Here is a 16,488-nt window from a genome sequence, read left to right as displayed (position 1 = left end):
AACAGACATGACACAGATAATAGATGGAAAAAAGATCTCAGCGGAGATCAAAGACGAGTTAAAGCAGGAAGTAGCAGCCATGAAAGCAGAGGGAAAAGAGATTGCTCTGGCAGTGATCCAGGTAGGTGAAGATCCTGCATCCTCTGTCTATGTGAGGAATAAGAAAAAAGCATGCGAATATATTGGGATTACTTCTGTATCTTATGAGATACCGGAAGATTCCACCCAGCAGGAACTGCTTGATCTGGTGGAAAAGTGCAACAAAGATCCAAAGATCAACGGGATTTTAGTCCAGCTCCCTCTGCCGCCGCATATGGATGAGGACGCAGTGATCCATGCCATTGATCCGAAAAAGGACGTAGATGGGTTTCATCCGGTCAGCGTGGGAAATATGGTAATTGGAAATGACGGATTTCTTCCGTGCACTCCGGCCGGCATTATAGAACTCCTGAAGCGGTCCGGTGTGGAGATCGGCGGAAAAGAATGTGTCGTCGTGGGAAGAAGCAATATTGTAGGCAAACCTATGTCCATGCTGCTGCTCAGAGAAAACGGTACCGTGACCGTCTGCCATTCCAGGACAAGGAATCTGCGGGAAGTATGCAGCCGCGCGGATATCCTGGTAGTAGCTGTCGGAAGGCCTAAATTCATTGATGCATCTTATGTCAAAGAAGGGGCTGTCATTATCGATGTGGGTATTCACAGAAATGAAAATAACAAGCTTTGCGGAGACGTGGATTTTGACGCAGTGAAGGAAAAGACATCTGCGATCACTCCGGTGCCGGGCGGCGTTGGACCGATGACTATCGCTATGCTGATGAAAAACTGTGTACAGTCAAAAAAATTGTTTGGAGAATAACAGATGAAAATACTTTTTATTTCTCTTGGATGTGATAAAAATCTTGTAGACAGTGAGGTGATGCTGGGACTGCTCACAGAGAGAGGACACACTTTGACGAACGACGAGGAAGAGGCGGATGTGATCGTCATCAACACATGCTGTTTCATTCATGACGCCAAGGAAGAGAGCATTAATACGATCCTTGAGATGGCAGCTTATAAAGAGCAGAATCTGAAAGCTCTCGTGGTCGCAGGATGTCTGTCTGAGCGCTATAAAGACGAGATACTGGAGGAGATTCCGGAAATTGATGCGGTACTCGGGACTACCAGTTACGATTCCATTGTCGAGGCAGTGGATGAGGCTCTTGCGGGCAATGGTTATGAACATTATGAGAGTATCGATTATCTTCCGGACAATTCCGGACACCGGCGTCTGGTCACAACTGGAAGCCACATGGCATACTTAAAGATCGCCGAAGGATGCGACAAAAGGTGCAGCTATTGTATCATACCAAAGATCCGGGGGAGATTTCGGAGTGTTCCGATGAAGGAACTGTTAAAGAGTGCCCGGGAGCTGGCTGCATCTGGTGTGACGGAACTTGTTCTGGTGGCTCAGGAGACGACTCTGTACGGGAAGGACCTGACAGGGAAAAAAGAGCTTCCAACGCTTCTGAAAGAGTTGTGCGGGGTGGAAGGAATTGAGTGGATCCGCCTGCTGTACTGCTACCCTGAGGAGATCACCGATGAGCTGATCCGGACCATAAAGGAAGAAGAAAAGGTTGTAAACTATATCGATATGCCGATTCAGCACTGCAGTGACGGGATTTTGAAGAGGATGGGCCGCAGGACATCCAAACATGATATTGAAACGATCATCGCAAAGCTTAGAAAAGAGATTCCGGATATGGCGATTCGTACAACGCTTATCACCGGTTTCCCTGGCGAGACAGAAGAACAGCACGAAGAACTGAAGGAGTTTGTGAGGCAGCAGCGCTTTGAGCGCCTGGGAGTCTTCACTTATTCTCCCGAGGAGGATACTAAGGCAGCAGAATTTGAGGGACAGATTGAAGAAGATGTGAAGGAAGCCAGAAGGGATGAACTGATGGCTCTGCAGCAGAAGATTTCTTATGAACATACTCATGAAATGGTTGGAAAAACCATCCGGGTCCTGATTGAGGGATACCTGTTTGAAGATGATGTGTATGTAGGCCGCAGCTATATGGATGCACCGAAAGTGGACGGATGTGTCTTTGTGACTTCACCGGAAGAACTGCTGACCGGAGACTATGTTTATGTGAAAATTACCAAAGGAAATGAGTACGATTTGATAGGAGAGATGGACTATGAATTTACCGAATAAACTAACGATATTGAGAGTATTAATGATACCGATTTTTATTTTTGTACTGCTGGCGGAACCGTTTGGCGAGATCAGCAAGTGGATTGCCGTGGCCATTTTTATCATCGCAAGCCTTACGGACTTTCTAGACGGACACATCGCGAGGAAGTACAATCTTGTGACCAATTTTGGGAAATTTATGGACCCTTTGGCAGATAAGCTTTTGGTCTGCTCTGCCATGATTGCTCTCGTGGGAATGAACCGCCTGGCATCATGGATCGCAATCATTATTATCGCCAGAGAATTTATTATCAGCGGTTTCCGTCTGATTGCATCAGACAACGGTGTGGTAATTGCAGCCAGCTATTGGGGCAAATTCAAAACCAATTTTCAGATGTTTATGATCATCATGCTGATCATCGACCTGGGAACCGGCACAGCGGTGCTTATTGAAAATATTTTAGTATACATTTCGCTTGTGTTGACCATCATATCATTGTTGGATTATTTATTAAAAAACAAGAATGTCTTGAAATAGAAGGAGACAATTATGACAGCAGAAATTATTTGTGTGGGAACAGAAATATTATTAGGCAACATTGTCAACACCAATGCTGCCTACCTGTCAGAACGCTTAGCCGCCCTTGGGATAAGCGTTTTTTTTGAGACCACTGTGGGTGACAATCCGGAGCGTGTGGAAGAAGTGATTCGGACAGGAATGAAACGGTCGGATATCCTGATCTTGTCAGGGGGTCTCGGGCCTACGAAGGATGACCTGACAAAAGAGATTGCGGCAAAAGCATGCGGACAGGAACTTGTGGAAGATGCAGAGGCGAAGGAGCGGCTCACTTCCTACTTTACGAGCATCAAACGCCCGATGACGGAAAACAATTTAAAACAGGCCATGGTGCCGGAAGACTGTACTGTTTTATACAACAAAAACGGCACAGCGCCCGGTATGGTGGTCAACGCACCGGAAGACAAGAAGATTATCCTGCTGCCGGGACCTCCAGGTGAGCTGATCCCGATGTTTCATGAGCAGGCAGAACCGATTCTTTCCCGACTTCAGCCTGGTATCTTATATTCCAAGGTTGTCAAGATCGACTGCCTGGGAGAAAGCTATGTGGAAACCCAGATCATGGACCTGATCGATGAACAGAGCAATCCGACGGTGGCACCGTATGCAAAATTAGGAGAAGTGCATTTGAGGGTGACGGCCAAGGCTGACTCTGAAGATGAGGCAAAGGAACTTGTCATGCCTATGGTGGAAGAACTGAAATCAAGATTTGGGGATAAGATTTATACCATTGAGGAAGACGAAACACTGGAGGAAGTGGTCGTAAAGATGCTTGAGAGCAGGGGCGATAAGATCGCCTGTGCCGAGTCCTGTACCGGCGGCCTGCTGGCCGGAAGGCTGATCAATGTTCCCGGGGCGTCAAATGTGCTGGAAGAAAGTTTTATTACTTACTCCAATGAAGCTAAAAAGAAGTATCTTGGTGTAAAAGAGGACACTCTGAAAGCCCACGGGGCGGTATCGGAAGAAACTGCCCGGGAAATGGCGGAAGGCGTCTTAAGAGCTTCAGGAGCCGACATCGGTGTGGGGATTACCGGACTTGCCGGTCCGGGAGGAGAGACCGGAACAAAGAAACCGGGGCTGGTCTATATCGGAGTCAGCAGAAAGGGAAATACTGTTGTGAAGAAGTATGATCTGAGAGGAAACCGCGCCAAGATCAGAGAAGTTTCTGTGTGCAGGGCACTGACGATGATACGGAAAGCGCTGTCAGAGTGATTGTAAAACATGTAAAAATATGTTAAAATAAAAGAGAAAAACAAGTACGAACAAATATTCGCCGAACACTTGTTTTTCTCTTTGTGCTATGATATAATCAAAAACAGTTCATAATAAGATAAAAGGAGAATACAGATGCAACAGACAGAGAAGTTAAAGGCATTGGATGCAGCTCTTACGAAGATAGAGAAAGATTACGGCAAAGGAGCCGTGATGAAACTTGGAGAATACCAGGCAGACATGAGCATTGAGACTACACCGACAGGATCTCTGAGCCTGGATATCGCTCTCGGAGTCGGAGGTATACCGAGGGGAAGGGTGATCGAGATTTACGGTCCGGAGTCAAGCGGTAAGACAACGGTCGCATTACATATGGTGGCAGAAGTGCAGAAGCGGGGCGGCATTGCAGGGTTTATAGATGCAGAGCATGCTCTCGACCCGGTCTATGCGCAGAATATCGGAGTGGATGTGGACAACCTCTATATTTCTCAGCCGGATACCGGAGAGCAGGGACTTGAGATCGCCGAGACTATGGTGCGTTCCGGCGCTGTGGATATCATTATCGTCGATTCTGTCGCAGCATTGGTGCCAAAGGCAGAGATCGACGGAGACATGGGAGATTCCCATGTGGGCCTCCAGGCAAGGCTCATGTCACAGGCTCTGAGAAAACTGACGGCTATCATCAGTAAGTCCAACTGTACCGTGATCTTTATCAACCAGCTGAGAGAAAAAGTCGGAGTCATGTTCGGAAATCCCGAGACAACGACCGGAGGCCGTGCTCTGAAGTTCTATTCTTCCATCCGTCTGGACGTACGGCGTATCGAGACACTGAAGCAGGCCGGGGACATGGTAGGAAACCGTACCCGTATCAAAGTAGTAAAGAATAAGGTTGCTCCGCCGTTTAAACAGGCAGAGTTCGATATCATGTTCGGTGAAGGCATCTCCAAAGAAGGCGATATTCTGGATCTGGCAGCCGGCGTGGATGTGATCAAAAAGAGCGGTGCATGGTATGCATATCAGGGCGAAAAGATCGGACAGGGAAGAGAGAATGCCAAGACATACTTAAAAGAACATCCGGAAGTAGCTCAGGAAGTGGAGTCCGCAGTCCGCAGGGAATACGGACTGGAAGCAGGAACAGAGGACGCCGCACCGGCAGAAGAAAAGCCGGATACAAATCAGCAGTAAGCGTCGGATATGAGAGTGACGATGCTGGAGCCGGTGGGAAAGAAGCAGATCAGACTTTATCTGGAAGATGAGCGGTATTGTCTTTTATATGCGGGGGAGGCCAGGCGGCTTGGCCTGAAAGAAGACATGGACTTATCCGAAGTACAGAAGAACGAACTGGACAGCATGCTCCTCAGCCGGGCCAAATTAAAGGCGATGAATCTTTTAAAAGTCTCTGACCGGACAAAGGAAGAGATCAGGATGAGGCTCAGGCGTCTGGAACTGCCTGAATCCTGTATAGAAGGAGCGGTATCCTATGTGGAAGGATACCACTATATAGACGATGAAGCCTATGTGAGGAATTATATCGGGTACCGGGGTTTTTCAAAGAGCCGCCTGAAACTCAGACAGGAATTGTTGAAGAAGGGGATAAGCCCGGAGCTGTTTGAACAAATTTGGGAAGAGTCTGCTGTCTCAGAGTCAGATATTCTGAGAACACAGATAAAAAAAAGAATTCGGCAGAAAGGACCGGTAACAGAGGAAAATTTCCAGAAGAATCTGGCTTTCTTTGCCAGAAAGGGATTTTCAATTCATGACATTTTAGAAATTCTTAAGGAATATAAAGAGTAATTCAGTTGATTTTTCTAGAAAACGGGATATAATAAGATTAGAACCAGAGTTACATGTCAAGTTCTTTAAGGAGATCGAATGAGAAAAAAATCACACATTTCATTGGCTGGACAAATTATGGACTCACTGAGACTGGAAGAAGTTTTTGACTATAAGTTACCGTTTTATGTCGGGAGTATCTGGCCGGACTGCAGACCATCCTTTTTGACAACACCGCATACTTTTGACATAACATATGATAAAATAGAGAATCAACTTGATGACTTTGTAGCAGACTACGATACCCTGAAGGGGATGAACATGCGCCGCTGTGCAAAGTTGGGAGTGATTATTCATTATATTGCTGATTACTTTACGTTTCCCCACAACAGCACTTACGAGGGCAATGTAAAAGACCATTGTATTTATGAGAGGGATTTAAAACACGGACTCAAAGAGTATCTCTCCACAGAAGAAGCCATGGAGCGCAAAGACAAGATTGTTCCGCTGAATTCTACAAAAGGTTTGTCTGAATTCATTCAGAACATCCATGCAGAATATATGCGCCGTGAACACAGCGTGGCAGATGATATTAAGTACATTGTGGATGTGTGCACCACAGTAGTGATGAGCATATTAAATATTATTAAGATCAGCTATGAGAATGTTGCTCTGAAAGTACAGTACGCATAAGCAGAAGAATCTATACCGCAGGATAGCTTTTATAAAAAGTCATCCTGCGGCATTTTTTTGTGGAAGAAGGAAATAATTTATAAATAAGAAAGGAGAACAGAGGTATGAGATTAAAAGATAAAGTAATCTTGATTACAGCTTCAACGAGGGGGATTGGTCTGGCGATAACGAAAGCGTGTGCAGAAGAAGGTGCTATTGTATATATGGGGGCCAGAAACCTGGAACGCGCGGGACAGAGAGCGGATGAGCTGAATCAGAAGGGTTTCCGGGTGAAGTATGTGTACAATGATGCCTATGAACCGGAAACTTACGACAGTATGGTGGAGGAAGTGGTGAAAAACGAGGGGCGTATCGATGTGCTTGTCAACAATTTCGGCACTTCAGATCCAAAGAAAGATATGGATATCAGTCATACGGACTGCAAAGATTTCCTGCATATCGTCAATACCAATCTGACCAGCGTGTTTGCGGCTTCCCAGGCAGCCATAAAATACATGGAAACACAGGGAGGCGGCAGCATCATTAATATCTCTTCCGTAGGCGGATTGGTGCCGGATATCTCTCAGGTTGCTTATGGAACCAGCAAAGCGGCGATCAATTATCTCACTAAATTGATTGCAGTCCAGGAGGCAAGGCACAATATACGGTGCAACGCTGTTCTGCCGGGCATGACGGCGACGGATGCAGTGCAGGATCATTTGAGCGAGGAGTTCAGAGAATTTTTCTTAAAACACACGCCGATCCGGAGAATGGGAAAACCGGAGGAGATCGCGGCGGCAGTCGTTTATTTTGCCGGTGATGAATCTGCTTATACTACCGGGCAGATCATGGATATATCCGGGGGATTCGGGAAAGCGACCCCTATTTTCGGAGACATGGCGGAAATGAAGCAGAAGCGCTGAAAAAGAGCAGGCACCAATACAGGATGCCTGCTCTTTCTGAATTTATTCCATAGAAAAGTCGCCTATGGAATAAAAACGCTCCACGGGTTGTACACAGATGCATAAGGGAATCATTTGACTGCGTCAAATCGCATCTGGCACGTAAAGTTGTCAATCCCCTCAGAGAATGAGAGGTTGGGGAGATAAGGTACTTGCCCACTTTGTTCCAATTTAGTTTTCTTCGTCATAGTTTGCGACCTGGCGTTTTCTTGCGGACGCATCGTTTTCCAGATATTCATCATAAGTCCCGAGGAAGTCGACCATGCCGCTGTCCGTAAATTCGATGATACGGTTGGCAGTAGTTTGTACAAATTGGTGATCCTGTGAACTGAACAGCAGGCCTCCGGTAAACTTGTGGAGCCCTTCATTCAGGGCGGTGATGGATTCCATATCCAGGTGGTTGGTCGGTTCATCCAAGATAAGGATGTTGGCTCCGCTGATCATCAGCTTAGACAGCATACAGCGGACCTTTTCTCCTCCGGATAAAACAGAAACTTTCTTTAAGGCTTCTTCACCGGAGAAAAGCATACGCCCGAGGAAACCGCGGACAAAGGTGACGTCCTTGTCTTCAGAGTACTGGCTGAGCCACTCTGCGATAGACATATCTTCACTGAAGTCCTTTGTGTTGTCCTTAGGGAAATAGGATTGGGAAGTCGTGACACCCCATTTGTATGTGCCCTCATCCGGTTCCAGTTCCCCGGCAACGATACGGAAAAAGGTTGTAGTAGCCAGTGTATTCGGGCCTACGAAAGCAATCTTATCTTCAGGATTCATGGTGAAAGAAACGTTATCCAACACCTTTACACCGTCAATAGTCTTGGAGAGTCCCTCCACTGAGAGGGCGTCGTTTCCAATGTCACGGGTTGGTTTAAAATTAATATAAGGATATTTTCTGCTGGATGGTTTGATCTCGTCCAGCTGGATCTTATCCAATGCTTTTTTTCTGGATGTGGCCTGCTTGGATTTGGAAGCGTTGGCGCTGAACCTTGCGATGAAGTCCTGCAGCTCCTTGATCTTTTCTTCTTTTTTCTTATTGGCATCCTTCATCTGCTTGGAGATCAGCTGGCTGGACTCATACCAGAAATCATAGTTTCCGGTGTAGAGCTGGATCTTCGCATAGTCAATGTCAGCGATGTGGGTGCATACCTTATTTAAGAAATAGCGGTCATGGGATACAACGATAACGGTGTTGTCAAAGTCTATAAGGAAGTCTTCCAGCCAGCGGATGGCTTCCAGATCCAAATGGTTGGTCGGCTCATCCAGCAGAAGGATATCCGGATTTCCGAATAATGCCTGGGCCAAAAGGACTTTGACCTTCTGGGAACCATTCAGCTCTGACATCTTAGAATAGTGAAGATCATTGTCAATACCAAGTCCATTCAGCAAAGTTGCGGCATCGGATTCGGCTTCCCAGCCGTTCATATCGGCAAACTCGGCTTCCAGTTCGCTGGCCTTAATGCCGTCTTCCTCTGTAAAATCCTCCTTGGCATAGATCGCGTCTTTTTCTTTCATAATTTCATAGAGCCGGGTGTTCCCCAGCATGACAGCATCCAGCACCGTGTATTCATCATACTGGTAGTGATCCTGTTTTAATACGGACAGCCTTTGGCCGTCTGTGATGGCTACCTCACCCTGAGACGGCTCCAGTTCACCGGACAGGATTTTTAAAAAAGTTGATTTGCCCGCTCCGTTGGCACCGATCAGGCCATAACAGTTGCCCTCTGTAAATTTGATGTTTACATCTTCAAATAATGCGCGTTTTCCAAGGCGCAGTGTCACATTGATTGCTTGTATCATGGAAATAAACCTTTCTTATTTAAATTTCGTTTGGGATCGTCTTTTTTCTATTTTACAGGAAAGTGAAACTTTTTCAAGTGATATTTCCGCAGAACAGTAAAATGTGCAAGGAAAAATACTTGACAAACAGAAAGATATCCGATAGACTAAATTTCGGTAAAGGAAAAACACTTTACAGGAGAGGCAACATGGAATGGATTGTAGAACAGACGCTTTTATACGATTTTTACGGAGAGCTTCTGACAGAACACCAGAAAGAAATATACGAAGACCATGTACTGAATGATTTGTCTCCCAGCGAGATTGCAGGAGAACACGGGATAACGAGACAGGCTGCCTACGATATGATCAGGCGCTGCAATAAAATTCTCGCCGGATATGAGAGAAAGCTACACCTTGTGGAAAAGTTTTTGAGGACGAAAGAAAAAGTAAGCGAGATTCATCTTCTGGCCAAGAGCATTTTAGATGCGGAAGATCAGGAACAGATGAAAACAGAGATCAGAAAGATTGAGCAGGTATCCAACGGGATTCTGGAAGATTTGTAACAGATCGCCGGTGTCTGCGGCGGATTCAGGAGGATGTTATGGCATTTGAAAGTTTATCTGAGAAACTTCAAAACGTATTTAAAAATTTGAGAAGCAAGGGACGCTTGACAGAGAGCGATGTAAAAGCAGCGATGAAAGAAGTGAAGCGGGCGCTTTTAGAAGCCGATGTCAACTTTAAAGTTGTTAAAACGTTTATTAAAGCTGTTCAGGACCGTGCTGTGGGGCAGGATGTATTAAACGGACTGAACCCGGGACAGATGGTCATTAAGATAGTAAAAGAAGAGATGGAAGCCCTGATGGGTTCCACAACCACCGAGATTCAGTTAAAACCCGGCAATGAGATCACGGTTATCCTGATGGCAGGTCTCCAGGGTGCGGGTAAAACAACGACTACGGCTAAGATCGCCGGAAAGTATAAACAGAAGGGAAAACGCCCGTTATTAGTGGCCTGTGATGTCTATCGTCCGGCAGCGATCAAACAGCTTCAGGTCAATGGAGAAAAACAGGGTGTCCCGGTATTTTCCATGGGAGATAAGATGAACCCTGTGGATATCGCAAAGGCATCCATCGAGCATGCGGCGAAGAACGGCAACAACATTGTCATTCTGGATACAGCGGGCCGTTTACATATCGACGAGGATATGATGACAGAGCTGATTGCCATCAAGCAGGCCGTCGATGTGCATCAGACCATTCTTGTAGTAGATGCCATGACCGGACAGGATGCGGTCAATGTGGCAAAAGATTTTAACGAAAAAGTCGGAGTCGACGGTGTCATCATTACAAAGATGGATGGCGATACCAGGGGCGGGGCGGCATTATCGATCCGTTCTGTCACAGGGAAACCAATTTTATATATTGGTATGGGAGAGAAGCTGGATGATCTTCAGCAGTTCTATCCTGACCGCATGACGAGCCGGATTCTCGGAATGGGAGATGTGCTGACTCTGATCGAGAAGGCAGAAGCTACCGTGGATGAGGAAAAAGCTCTGGAGATGCAGCAAAAACTCCGAAAAGCTTCTTTTACCTTTGACGACTTTTTAGAACAGATGGAGCAGGTAAAGAAGATGGGAGGGCTTGCCGACATGCTGTCCATGATCCCGGGACTTGGGAATCAGTTAAAGGGTGCAGACCTGGATGACAGTATGATGGACCGGACCGCATCAATCATCTATTCGATGACGAAGGAAGAGCGGGCTACGCCGGAAATCATCAATCCTTCCAGAAGAAAAAGGATTGCTGACGGTGCAGGGGTGCCGATCTCAGAAGTCAACAAGCTTTGCAAACAGTTCCAGAACCAAAAGAAGATGATGAAGCAGATGTCAGGTATGTTTGGTGGCAAGGGCGGAAAAAAAGGCAGATTTAAATTACCTTTTTAACGCTTTGTTATAGATATTATTAACTATTAAAAATTATGGAGGTGAAACAGATGGCAGTAAAGATGAGATTAAAAAGAATGGGACAGAAAAAGTCTCCTTTTTATAGAGTGGTTGTAGCAGATTCCAGATCTCCGAGAGATGGAAAATTCATCGAAGAAATCGGTACTTACGATCCGAATCAGGATCCAAGTGTGATCAAATTCGACGAAGACGCTGCAAAAAAATGGTTATCTCAGGGAGCACAGCCGACAGATACTGTTGCAAAATTACTTAAAGTTGCTGGAATTGAAAAATAGTTAGGAGGCAAAACGCATGAAACATTTGTTAGAAGTGATTGCAAAAGCCCTCGTAGATCAACCGGACGAAGTAACAGTAATCGAGCGTGAGACTGAAGATGCTTTAATCTTGGAATTACATGTTGCCCCAGGTGATATGGGAAAAGTCATTGGCAAACAGGGAAGGATTGCAAAGGCGATCCGGACTGTGGTCAAGGCTTCCGTTGATAAAGGCGACAAAAAGATTGTTGTAGATATACAATAAAGGTTAAAATCCTGTAATCAAGGTGTTATACTGAGGTTACAGGATTTTTTGTGTCATAAATCCCAGTATATTATAACAGAAGGAGAAAGACTATGATCCAGTTGGTATCTTGGAATGTAAACGGGCTGAGAGCCTGTGTGAAAAAAGGATTTTTAGATGTGATGGAGCAGCTGGATGCAGATATATTCTGTATTCAGGAAACAAAGCTTCAGGAGGGCCAGATCGATCTGGAACTTCCGGATTATTATCAATATTGGAATTACGCAGAGAAAAAAGGATATTCAGGGACGGCGGTATTTACAAAGATTAAGCCTTTGTCTGTAAAAAATGGAATCGGTGTCGATGAGTTTGACCACGAGGGACGAGTGATCACTCTGGAGTTTGACGACTATTTTCTTGTGACCTGCTATACTCCGAATTCCCAGAGTGAGCTTGCCAGATTATCCTACCGGATGGACTGGGAAGAAAATTTCAGAGAGTATCTGCTCAAACTTGAAGAGGACAAGCCCGTGATCCTCTGCGGCGACCTGAATGTGGCGCACACGGAGATCGATTTGAAGAATCCAAAGACAAACAGGAAAAATGCGGGATTTACGGATGAGGAGAGAGAAAAATTCACGAAACTTTTAGAGGCAGGATTTATTGATACATTCCGCCATTTTTACCCGGATGTGACCGAGGCATACAGCTGGTGGTCCTATCGGTTCAGGGCAAGGGAGAAGAATGCGGGATGGCGCATTGACTATTTCTGTGTTTCCGAGGGCCTTGAAGAACGCCTGGCAGAGGCAGTTATCCACACAGATATTTATGGTTCTGACCACTGCCCGGTTGGATTGTATCTGGAATAACAGAAAGGACTGAGGCTTATGAAGACGCTGAAAAAAGCAGCTAAAATCATGGCAGCGGTGATCACTGCAGTCGTGTTTGTGTTTACAGGATTGCTGATCTTTGTTACGGTGATGGAATACCGGCCCCAAAAGACAGAAAGTATAAAAAAATCAGAGGGAACCAGAGAGGTTTCCAGAGAAGATCCATTTACCGTGGTCAGTCTGAATACCGGATACGCCGGTCTTGGAGAGGACGAAGACTTTTTTATGGACGGAGGCACGAAAGTGAGACCGGACAGCAAGGCTCAGGTGGAGGAAAATCTTGCAGGAATTGCGGGGATACTGAAGGAACACAGAGCGGACACTTATTTTCTGCAGGAAGTGGATCTGGATTCCAAGCGCTCTTATTCCACTGATCAGAAGAAGTATTATGAGACGATGCTCGGACTGGGCGGGATGTTCGCCTATAACTTCAAAGTGGCATATGCTCCGTATCCCTGGCCAACCATCGGACATGTGGAGAGCGGTCTTTTGACGCTGACGGACGCCAGGATAAACCAAGCCGAAAGGATAGCACTGCCGGAATCTTTTTCATGGCCTCTTAAAACGTGCAATCTGAAACGGTGCCTTTTAAAGACGAGGGTGCCGGTCAAAGGATCCAGGGCGGAGCTTGTACTGATCAATCTGCATTTGGAAGCCTATGATTCCGGAGAAGGAAAAGAAGCTCAGAGCAAAATGCTTCTGAAAGTGCTGGAAGAAGAATATAAGAAAGGGAACTACGTGATCGCAGGAGGAGATTTTAACCAGACTTTTGAGGGCATCACCAAGTATCCGATCCGCAGTAAAGAAGACTGGACACCTGGGGCAATCGGTAATGAGATACTTCCGGCGGGTTTTCAATTTGCCATTGATGATTCATATCCCACATGCCGTCTCCTGAACAAAGCCTATGAGAAGGATTCACAGGTTTATGTGATCGATGGCTTTATTGTCTCGCCGAATGTACAGGTGGAACAGGTGAAAGTCATGAATCATGATTTCCGTTATACAGACCATCAGCCGGTCAGGCTGAAAGTAAAACTTAAATAGAAAAGAGGCTCCCTGTATTTTGACAATACAGGGAGCCTTCTTTTTAATCGTCTTCTTTCAGGTCAATCTTTTCCGAAGCCTGATACAGGTTAATAATATCTGTTAAAGACTCTTCCATCTTTTCCTGTATCCCTTCAAGTTTATTGGGGTCTACATTGTAATTCAGGAATAATTTCTCTATGTTTTCTGTGACATGATGTCCCAAATGTGAAATGAGCAGGAAGGTATCAAAGTTCTTGCTGTTCTTTGCGTTTACAAAGCGCTTTAAGTCACTTTGGATAAATTCGAGGATCTCGCGGTCGCTGGCAAACTTGCCATGGATCATGGCATAAGGCTGCACCCGCTGCAGAAAGTATTTGTTGTGGCGGGTGATATTAAATACATAGGATACGATCAGACCGTCTCCCAGATCAAATTCTGCTATGTGCATAATGCTGTTATATTCTTTGATCGACGTGGCGCCCAGCTGACGCAGATTAATGTTAATAAAATCGCCGGTTACTGTGTTTTCATTCATAAAAAATTCTCCTTAAAATAATAATTTCATGTTTATGCAAAGCGGATCAGCAGAAAAATAGAACAGATAAATACGGAAAGGATCATCATAGGAAAGCCAATTTTAAAGTATTTTCCGAAAGAGATAGGGTAACCTGCATTTTTACTGATACCGGAAAGGACTACGTTGGCTGAAGCACCGACCAGAGTACCATTTCCACCGAGACAAGCACCGAGAGAGAGTGCCCACCATAAAGGGGTCACATCTACACCATGTGACTGGATTGTCATAATCATTGGAATCAGAGTGGCCACAAAGGGAATATTGTCAAGGAAGGATGAAACAACCGCAGAGATCCAAAGAATCAGAAGCATGGTCATGGTTATATTTCCTCCGGTGACAGAGAGCAGAGCATTTGCAAGAACTGTGATGACTCCGACTTTTTCCAGACCACCAACGACAATAAATAATCCCACAAAAAAGAGGATTGTCGGCCATTCGACACTCAGAATAATGTCTTCCGGATCTTGCCCGCCGATAATTAACATCAGACAGGCAGCAGCTAAAGCAATGGTAGCAGACTGCATTTTTAACTGGTCATGAAAAACAAAACATAATGCCACGACCAAGAGAATGATCACACTCTGAATCAGCAGCTTTTTACTTTTGATTGCTTTTGATTCGTCAAGCTTCATAACTTCTTTGATATTTTTGTCTTCTACGGTCAGACTGTTTCCATAGATAAAGCGAAAGCAGATGAGGGATGCGATGATAACAAAAACTACTGCAAATCCAGTATTTAGAATGAAATCAACAAAGCTGAGTTTTGCTGCACTTCCAATCATAATATTGGGTGGATCACCGATTAGAGTGGCAGTACCTCCAATGTTGGAAGCCATAATCTGGGTGATGATGTACGGAACCGGATTGACTCTCAGAATATTGGTAATTGCCAATGTCATTGGACCGACCAGAAGTACAGTTGTAACATTGTCTAACAGTCCTGATAAAACGGCAGTGATGATAACAAACGTGACCATAATGGGCCATGGACGTCCTTTTGCCAGTTTTGCAGCTTTAATTGCAATATATTCAAAGATACCGGAATTCTTAACAACTGCAACTAAGAGCATCATACCCACGAGAATGCCGATCGTTTCAATGTCTACGGCGTCGACACATTCGTCGATGGTGAGAATATGGGTCAAAATTAAAAGGACCGCACCTGAGATTGCGGCAACGGTATTGTGAATTTTGTCTGAAATGATTGCGGCCATGGTGATTAAAAAAATGGCAACTGCAATAATCTGTTGTAGTGACATGATAGTTCCTCCTAATCATTAAATTTAATTCTTATTGTATCACCAACAGACAGGATTTTCACAATTTATGTAGATGTTTTTTATTCAGAACAAGGAAGTTTGCTGTAATTACAAGAATGGATGGAAAGAGGATTTCAAATTTCAGAGAAGATAAAGGCTGCTTCTCTGAAAGGGGATACATTAACAGCAAAACAGCTGTCCCGATAAGACAGCTGTTTCATCCATTGATTATATTTTGTCTACAATTTTGTCGTACAAGTCCAGACAGCAATGACATTCTTCTTCAGAGAAATGAGAACAGTTCAGGCAGCTCTCGCATTTAGCATCGTCTCCGTTACTGACATTTTTGACAGAGTGGTCACGGCCGCAAGGGCAGTACTGACTGCAGTTGATCGCTACTTCTTCATATATTTTATTCTGATCTGACATCTGATAAAGCCTCCTTTTTAAATTTGAAGTTACTTTATCAGTATTGACGGATCTATTCCGGATAATTCAGATTTTTCTCATTTGCAGTATATAAAGAAAACGTCAAATATTTGTAAGCAAGGAGTTTTGCCATAGGAAGATTCATATCGAGGTAATTTCCGCAGTCTCTGGGAGATGCCCCGGGAACATCTCCCTCAAAGTCTCGTATATACTCAAATGTTTCTTTTACCAGTTCAAGTATCTCACTGGATGTCTGATCTCCGGCCAGGATCAGATAGAAACCGGTACGGCAGCCCATAGGTCCAAAATAGATGACTCGGTCTTTATATTGAGCATGGTTTCTTAAAAAGGTTGCGCCCAGATGTTCGATGGTATGAATCTCGGCGGTGTTCATAACTGGTTCTTTATTTGGTGCGGTCATCCTCAGGTCATAGGTTGTCAATGTCTCTGTCCCAATAGAATCCCTGCGGGATACATATACTCCGGGCAGAAGGTCTAAGTGGTTGACCGTAAAACTTTCAATTTTCTGCATTGAAAAAACCTCCATATATTATGTTTGTCTGAATATTAATGTAAATAGTATATCAATATTATACCAGAGATAAAAGAAAAAGCACGAAAATTACATATTAACTGATGATCTCAGGGAATTTTAAAAAAAATGAAAAAACCTGTTGACATTTGCCGGCAGC

Annotated in this window: 19 protein-coding genes; 14 read left to right on the top strand and 5 right to left on the bottom strand. The window is 44.8% G+C overall.

The window, feature by feature from the left end:
- The first annotated feature begins 7 nt into the window (after window positions 1–7).
- The 8 genes from folD (at window position 8) to hdhA (ending at window position 7,333) form a co-directional block, all read left to right on the top strand.
- Window positions 8–856, top strand: coding sequence for a bifunctional methylenetetrahydrofolate dehydrogenase/methenyltetrahydrofolate cyclohydrolase FolD (gene folD / locus QVP35_RS04770; RefSeq protein WP_006568916.1), 849 nt, complete (start codon window positions 8–10; stop codon window positions 854–856).
- A gap of 3 nt (window positions 857–859) precedes the next feature.
- Window positions 860–2,197 carry a 30S ribosomal protein S12 methylthiotransferase RimO gene (gene rimO / locus QVP35_RS04765; protein ID WP_006568917.1) on the top strand — a complete coding sequence of 446 codons (1,338 nt, stop codon included), beginning with the start codon at window positions 860–862 and terminating at the stop codon, window positions 2,195–2,197.
- Entirely contained in the window at window positions 2,181–2,714 is a 534-nt protein-coding gene (gene pgsA / locus QVP35_RS04760; RefSeq protein WP_009288713.1) for a CDP-diacylglycerol--glycerol-3-phosphate 3-phosphatidyltransferase, read from the top strand. The genes rimO and pgsA overlap by 17 nt, the downstream gene beginning before the upstream one ends.
- 12 nt (window positions 2,715–2,726) lie before the next feature.
- Window positions 2,727–3,965 carry a competence/damage-inducible protein A gene (locus tag QVP35_RS04755; protein WP_006568919.1) on the top strand — a complete coding sequence of 413 codons (1,239 nt, stop codon included), beginning with the start codon at window positions 2,727–2,729 and terminating at the stop codon, window positions 3,963–3,965.
- Window positions 3,966–4,100: 135 nt separating this feature from the next.
- On the top strand, window positions 4,101–5,150 hold the full coding sequence (gene recA, locus QVP35_RS04750; RefSeq protein WP_006568920.1) for a recombinase RecA: 1,050 nt from the start codon (window positions 4,101–4,103) through the stop codon (window positions 5,148–5,150).
- A 9-nt stretch (window positions 5,151–5,159) separates the two neighbouring features.
- Window positions 5,160–5,759: a regulatory protein RecX gene (locus tag QVP35_RS04745; RefSeq protein WP_024727967.1), complete on the top strand. Its 600-nt coding sequence runs from the start codon at window positions 5,160–5,162 to the stop codon at window positions 5,757–5,759.
- Window positions 5,760–5,837: 78 nt separating this feature from the next.
- Window positions 5,838–6,431, top strand: coding sequence for a zinc dependent phospholipase C family protein (locus QVP35_RS04740; protein WP_006568922.1), 594 nt, complete (start codon window positions 5,838–5,840; stop codon window positions 6,429–6,431).
- A 104-nt stretch (window positions 6,432–6,535) separates the two neighbouring features.
- Entirely contained in the window at window positions 6,536–7,333 is a 798-nt protein-coding gene (gene hdhA, locus QVP35_RS04735) for a 7alpha-hydroxysteroid dehydrogenase (protein ID WP_006568923.1), read from the top strand.
- Between the two features lie 210 nt (window positions 7,334–7,543).
- Here hdhA and QVP35_RS04730 read toward each other — a convergent pair whose 3' ends face one another.
- Complete coding sequence (locus QVP35_RS04730; RefSeq protein WP_006568924.1) at window positions 7,544–9,169, bottom strand: ABC-F family ATP-binding cassette domain-containing protein; 1,626 nt, start codon at window positions 9,167–9,169, stop codon at window positions 7,544–7,546.
- A 188-nt stretch (window positions 9,170–9,357) separates the two neighbouring features.
- Between QVP35_RS04730 and ylxM the strand changes: the two genes are divergently transcribed.
- The 6 genes from ylxM to QVP35_RS04700 all read left to right on the top strand — a co-directional run bounded on the left by ylxM (window position 9,358) and on the right by QVP35_RS04700 (window position 13,549).
- The gene (gene ylxM / locus QVP35_RS04725; protein WP_022260843.1) at window positions 9,358–9,714 is read left to right on the top strand and encodes a YlxM family DNA-binding protein; all 357 of its coding nucleotides are present in this window, start codon (window positions 9,358–9,360) and stop codon (window positions 9,712–9,714) included.
- Between the two features lie 38 nt (window positions 9,715–9,752).
- Window positions 9,753–11,093: a signal recognition particle protein gene (ffh, locus tag QVP35_RS04720; protein WP_006568926.1), complete on the top strand. Its 1,341-nt coding sequence runs from the start codon at window positions 9,753–9,755 to the stop codon at window positions 11,091–11,093.
- 50 nt (window positions 11,094–11,143) lie between these two features.
- Window positions 11,144–11,389 (top strand): 30S ribosomal protein S16, encoded by a 246-nt coding sequence (gene rpsP, locus QVP35_RS04715; protein WP_009288711.1) that lies wholly within the window; start codon window positions 11,144–11,146, stop codon window positions 11,387–11,389.
- A 16-nt stretch (window positions 11,390–11,405) separates the two neighbouring features.
- Window positions 11,406–11,633 carry a KH domain-containing protein gene (locus QVP35_RS04710; RefSeq protein ID WP_006568928.1) on the top strand — a complete coding sequence of 76 codons (228 nt, stop codon included), beginning with the start codon at window positions 11,406–11,408 and terminating at the stop codon, window positions 11,631–11,633.
- A gap of 92 nt (window positions 11,634–11,725) precedes the next feature.
- On the top strand, window positions 11,726–12,481 hold the full coding sequence (locus QVP35_RS04705; RefSeq protein WP_006568929.1) for an exodeoxyribonuclease III: 756 nt from the start codon (window positions 11,726–11,728) through the stop codon (window positions 12,479–12,481).
- An 18-nt stretch (window positions 12,482–12,499) separates the two neighbouring features.
- Window positions 12,500–13,549, top strand: coding sequence for an endonuclease/exonuclease/phosphatase family protein (locus QVP35_RS04700; protein WP_006568930.1), 1,050 nt, complete (start codon window positions 12,500–12,502; stop codon window positions 13,547–13,549).
- 43 nt (window positions 13,550–13,592) lie between these two features.
- On the opposite strand, the gene QVP35_RS04695 is transcribed toward QVP35_RS04700, so the two are convergent.
- The 4 genes from QVP35_RS04695 to QVP35_RS04680 all read right to left on the bottom strand — a co-directional run bounded on the left by QVP35_RS04695 (window position 13,593) and on the right by QVP35_RS04680 (window position 16,328).
- Entirely contained in the window at window positions 13,593–14,066 is a 474-nt protein-coding gene (locus QVP35_RS04695) for a hypothetical protein (RefSeq protein WP_006568931.1), read from the bottom strand.
- 32 nt (window positions 14,067–14,098) lie between these two features.
- A complete protein-coding gene (locus QVP35_RS04690) occupies window positions 14,099–15,367 on the bottom strand; it encodes an ArsB/NhaD family transporter (protein WP_006568932.1) in 1,269 nt (422 codons plus the stop codon).
- A gap of 228 nt (window positions 15,368–15,595) precedes the next feature.
- Window positions 15,596–15,796 (bottom strand): hypothetical protein, encoded by a 201-nt coding sequence (locus tag QVP35_RS04685; protein ID WP_006568933.1) that lies wholly within the window; start codon window positions 15,794–15,796, stop codon window positions 15,596–15,598.
- 52 nt (window positions 15,797–15,848) lie between these two features.
- Complete coding sequence (locus QVP35_RS04680; protein ID WP_009288710.1) at window positions 15,849–16,328, bottom strand: S-ribosylhomocysteine lyase; 480 nt, start codon at window positions 16,326–16,328, stop codon at window positions 15,849–15,851.
- Between the last annotated feature and the right edge of the window lie 160 nt (window positions 16,329–16,488).

This window comes from Anaerostipes sp. CAG:276, from assembly GCF_000432215.1.
GTDB classification, from domain to species: domain Bacteria; phylum Bacillota; class Clostridia; order Lachnospirales; family Lachnospiraceae; genus Anaerostipes; species Anaerostipes caccae.
This window is presented reverse-complemented; position numbering and strand designations above follow the sequence as displayed.